This is a genomic window from Kitasatospora sp. NPDC002227, assembly GCF_040296285.1.
Taxonomy (GTDB): Bacteria; Actinomycetota; Actinomycetes; order Streptomycetales; family Streptomycetaceae; genus Kitasatospora.
Genome location: NZ_JBEOWY010000113.1, coordinates 1 through 4,185, shown reverse-complemented (window position 1 = coordinate 4,185; position 4,185 = coordinate 1). Strand labels below are relative to the sequence as shown.

At 71.0% G+C, this 4,185-nt stretch carries 3 protein-coding genes and 1 pseudogene; 2 read left to right on the top strand and 2 right to left on the bottom strand.

Going from position 1 to position 4,185, the window contains the following annotated elements:
• Positions 1 to 134: 134 nt before the first annotated feature.
• Together ABT095_RS38575 and ABT095_RS38570 are read right to left on the bottom strand one after the other, a co-directional pair.
• Positions 135 to 914 (bottom strand): thioesterase II family protein, encoded by a 780-nt coding sequence (locus ABT095_RS38575; protein ID WP_350534305.1) that lies wholly within the window; start codon positions 912 to 914, stop codon positions 135 to 137.
• Positions 911 to 1,921, bottom strand: a complete 1,011-nt coding sequence (locus ABT095_RS38570) for an alpha/beta fold hydrolase (protein WP_350534307.1) — start codon at positions 1,919 to 1,921, stop codon at positions 911 to 913. The genes ABT095_RS38575 and ABT095_RS38570 overlap by 4 nt, the downstream gene beginning before the upstream one ends.
• Before the next feature lie 242 nt (positions 1,922 to 2,163).
• Here ABT095_RS38570 and ABT095_RS38565 point away from each other — a divergent pair, with 242 nt between their 5' ends.
• Together ABT095_RS38565 and ABT095_RS38560 are read left to right on the top strand one after the other, a co-directional pair.
• Positions 2,164 to 4,071, top strand: a complete 1,908-nt coding sequence (locus tag ABT095_RS38565) for a 2-oxoacid:acceptor oxidoreductase subunit alpha (RefSeq protein ID WP_502885144.1) — start codon at positions 2,164 to 2,166, stop codon at positions 4,069 to 4,071.
• Positions 4,064 to 4,185 (top strand): annotated as a pseudogene (locus ABT095_RS38560) (2-oxoacid:ferredoxin oxidoreductase subunit beta); the annotation flags it as partial. The gene ABT095_RS38565 and the pseudogene ABT095_RS38560, both read left to right, overlap by 8 nt.

Sequence of the window (4,185 nt, the reverse complement as noted above, 5' to 3'; positions counted from 1 at the left end):
TTCGAGGCCTACCCGATCATCACCCAGGTCGCGGGCGCGACCCCGGTGCCGGTGCGCCTTCCGGACCCGCGCAGTTCCTCGCGCCCCTCGATAGTGCAAGTGATCCATGCAGCAGCAGAGTCGAGCCCTGCTTCCTACCGCAGCGCGCCGTTCCCCGCGCCCCTGGATGTTGCCACTGATCCCAGGATGTCCCGCAGTTCGCCCAGGAACTCCGCCTCGCTCTCCCGGATGAAGAAGTGCCCCCCGGACACGGACCGCAGCTCGAACGGGCCCGCCGCGTACCGCTCCCACTGCCGGACTTCGTCCGGAGTGACCAGCAGGTCATCCGTACCCGCGAAGGTGTGCAGCGGCATCGGCAGCGGCACGGTGCCGCTGGGCCCGGGTCCGCTGCACATCTTGAGGTCGTCGCGGGCGATGGGCAGCAGCGCCGAGAGCCAGTCCGGGTGGTCGAGCAGCACCTGCGGGATGCCGCCGAGCCGGACCAGGCTCTCGACCAGCTCGTGCTCGGTGGCATCCGGCGCCGCGAACTCCGGCGGCGGCAGGTGCGGCGCCCGGTAGGCGCTCAGCAGCAGCGCCTGGGCCGGCCGAGCGCCCCGCAGCAGCCGCCGCTCGGCCAGTGCGAAGGCGATCAGCGCGCCCATGCTGTGGCCGAACAGCACGTGCGGATGCTCCAGCTCGGGCCCGAGCTCCGCGTCGAGCTCGTCCACCAGGGCCGGCAGATTGGTGAATCGTTTCTCCGCCATCCGGCCCTCCCGGCCGGGCAGCTGGACGGGCAGCACCTCGACCCCGGGGCCGAGCAGCCGCTGCCACCGGGCGTACGTGGACGCCGCCCCGCCCGCGTACGGGAAGCAGAACACTCTGAGCGCGTCGGGCGATCTCTCGTGCCCGCCCCCCGCCGACAGATACCGCGTCATGCCGTCTCCCTCTCCTTCAGCTCGGCCGCCCCCGGCCGGTCCGTCCTGTCCCCGGGCCCGTCCGCCGCGGTGGCGGCCAGCCGGGCGGCCACCGCGCGGCGCAGCTGGGGGCTCTGGCCGCGCAGCATCGAGCGCCACTCCTCCGGGCTGAAGTGCGCGGGCTCGGTGCTCTCGATGAAGTCTCGCAGCACGGAGATGAACCGCTGCGGGTCCGAGCGGAACGGGAAGTGCCCTGCCTCGGGGAAGAGTTCGAGCCGGCTGCCGGGCATCGCCACGTGCGCGATGCCGGCGTGCACCGGGGGCACCACCTGGTCGCGCTCGCCCCAGATGAGCATGGTCGGCATGCCCTGGGTCAGGTAACAGCGGTCGAGCATGGTGCCGACCTGCCCGCGCCAGTCGACCACCGCCCGCAGGGTGCGGATGAAGGCGTTGCGCGAGGTGGCGTCCGGCAGTGCGTCCACCACCCGGAGCAGGTCCGGCGCGTCCGACCCGAGCCCGGTGTCGAGGAGTTGCATCACCTTCACGGCCAGGCCGATCTGGGTCCGCATGGTCGGCAGCCGAAGTGCGCTCAGCACCAGGTTCGCCCCCGGCAGGGTGGCGGCCTTGAGCACCGGGGTCACCTGCCGGCCGACCCCGCCGGTGCCGACCAGCACCAACCGCTCGGTCCGCTCCGGGAACTGGTACGCGAACTGCATCGCCACCGCGCCGCCGAGCGAGTGCCCGACCAGCGTCACCCGCTCGATGCCCAGCACCGAGAGCAGGTCGCGCATGCCGTTGGCGTAGCCGCCGATGGAGTAGTCCGCGCGCGGCTTGTCGGAGGCGCCGTGCCCGAGCAGGTCCGGCGCGATCACCCGGTAGCGCTGCGCCAGGCCGGGCATCACCTCGGCCCAGGTGTCGGAGGAGTCACCGATCCCGTGCACCAGCAGCACCGCACTGCCCTTGCCCGCCATCCGGAAGGCCCGGCGGTAGCCGTGGACGACGCGGGTCCGCCGACGGATCTCGTTCACCGCCGTCGGCTTGGACGCCCCGGTCGCCCGGCCCGCATTGGTCACCACGATGCCTCCTACACGCGTCGATCCGAATTACTGAACGAGCGTGGCGCTGGTTGCTTGCGAGCGTCTTAAGGGGCTTAACCAACCGGTCCCGGGGCCGGTTCCGCTTAAGAGCTCCGCAAGCCCGAGGCTGGAGAGTGCGGAGGAAGCGCAGCACGTCCGTCCGGTGTTCCGCATCCGAGAGGGGTCCGACTCCAGTGACAGTCGAGGCAGAAGCTCCTGCCCAGGAGAAGGCGGAGAAGGTCGTCCTACAGGTCGATCGGGTGATCATCCGATTCGCCGGGGACTCCGGTGACGGTATGCAGCTCACGGGTGACAGGTTCACCTCGGAGACGGCGTCGTTCGGCAACGACCTCTCCACGCTGCCGAACTTTCCCGCCGAGATCCGGGCCCCTGCCGGGACTCTGCCGGGTGTCTCCAGCTTCCAGCTGCACTTCGCCGATCACGACATCCTGACCCCCGGCGACGCCCCGAGCGTGCTGGTCGCGATGAACCCGGCCGCCCTCAAGGCGAACATCGGCGATCTCCCGCGCGGCGCCGAACTCATCGTCAACACCGACGAGTTCACCAAGCGCGCACTGACCAAGGTCGGCTACACCAGCGACCCGCTGACCGACGGCTCCCTCGACGCCTACCGCCTGCACGTCGTCCCGCTCACCTCGCTCACCGTCGAGGCACTCAAGGACAGCGGGCTGGCCCGCAAGGACGCCGAGCGGGCGAAGAACATGTTCGCGCTGGGCCTGCTCTCCTGGATGTACCACCGGCCGACGCAGAGCACCGAGACGTTCCTGCGCCAGAAGTTCGCCAAGAAGCCCCTGATCGCCGAGGCCAACATCACGGCGTACCGGGCCGGTTGGAACTTCGGCGAGACGACCGAGGACTTCGCGGTCTCCTACGAGGTGGCCCCCAGCACCTTCCCCGCCGGTACCTACCGCAACATCTCGGGCAACCTGGCGCTGGCCTACGGCCTGATCGCGGCCGGGCAGCGCAGCGGCCTGCCGCTGTTCCTCGGCTCCTACCCGATCACCCCGGCCTCCGACATCCTGCACGAGCTGTCCAAGCACAAGAACTTCGGCATCCGGACGTTCCAGGCCGAGGACGAGATCGCCGGCATCGGCGCCGCGCTCGGCGCGGCCTTCGGCGGCGCACTGGGCGTGACCACCACCTCCGGCCCCGGTGTGGCGCTGAAGTCCGAGGCCATCGGCCTCGCCGTCTCGCTCGAACTCCCGCTGCTCGTGGTCGACATCCAGCGCGGCGGCCCGTCCACCGGCCTGCCGACCAAGACCGAGCAGGCCGACCTGCTGCAGGCCATGTTCGGCCGCAACGGCGAGGCGCCGGTGCCGATCGTGGCCCCGGCCACGGCGGCCGAGTGCTTCGACGCGGCGCTGGAGGCGGCGCGGATCGCGATCACCTACCGCACGCCCGTGTTCCTGCTCTCGGACGGCTACCTCGCCAACGGCTCCGAGCCCTGGAAGATCCCGAGCGTCGCCGAACTCCCGGTGATCGAGCCGAACTTCGCGACCGAGCCGAACCACCTCACCGAGGACGGCACGCCGACGTTCTGGCCGTACAAGCGCGACCCGCGGACGCTCGCCCGCCCCTGGGCGATCCCCGGCACGGCCGGGCTCGAGCACCGGATCGGCGGCATCGAGAAGCAGGACGGCACCGGCAACATCTCCTACGACCCCGCCAACCACCAGCACATGGTGCGCACCCGGCGGGCCAAGGTGGACGGGATCGCCGTCCGTCCGGTCGAGGTGGACGACCCGACCGGGGATGCCCGTGTCCTGGTGCTCGGCTGGGGCTCGACCTACGGGCCGATCACGGCCGCCGTCCGCCGGGTCCGCCGCGAGGGCGGCCGGATCGCCCAGACCCACCTGCGCAACGTCAACCCCTTCCCCGCCAACCTCGGTGCGGTGCTGCGCGGTTATGACCGGGTGATCGTGCCCGAGATGAACCTCGGCCAGCTCGCGATGCTGCTGCGCGCCGAGTACCTGGTGGACGTGGAGTCCTTCACCCAGGTGACCGGCCTACCCTTCAAGGCCGAGCAGCTCGCCGGTGCCCTCAAGGCCGCCCTGACGGACGGAGCCCCCGACCATGCCTGAGACCCCGTACCGTTCGCTCAAGCTGGTGCCGAAGTCCGACTCGCCGTTGAGCGCACGGGACTTCAAGACGGACCAGGAAGTCCGGTGGTGTCCGGGCTGCGGTGACTACGCGAT

Bases quoted from the DNA above. Each gene is read 5' to 3' on its own strand.
- ABT095_RS38575 (WP_350534305.1), bottom strand. From the start codon at position 914: ATGACGCGGTATCTGTCGGCGGGGGGCGGGCACGAGAGATCGCCCGAC.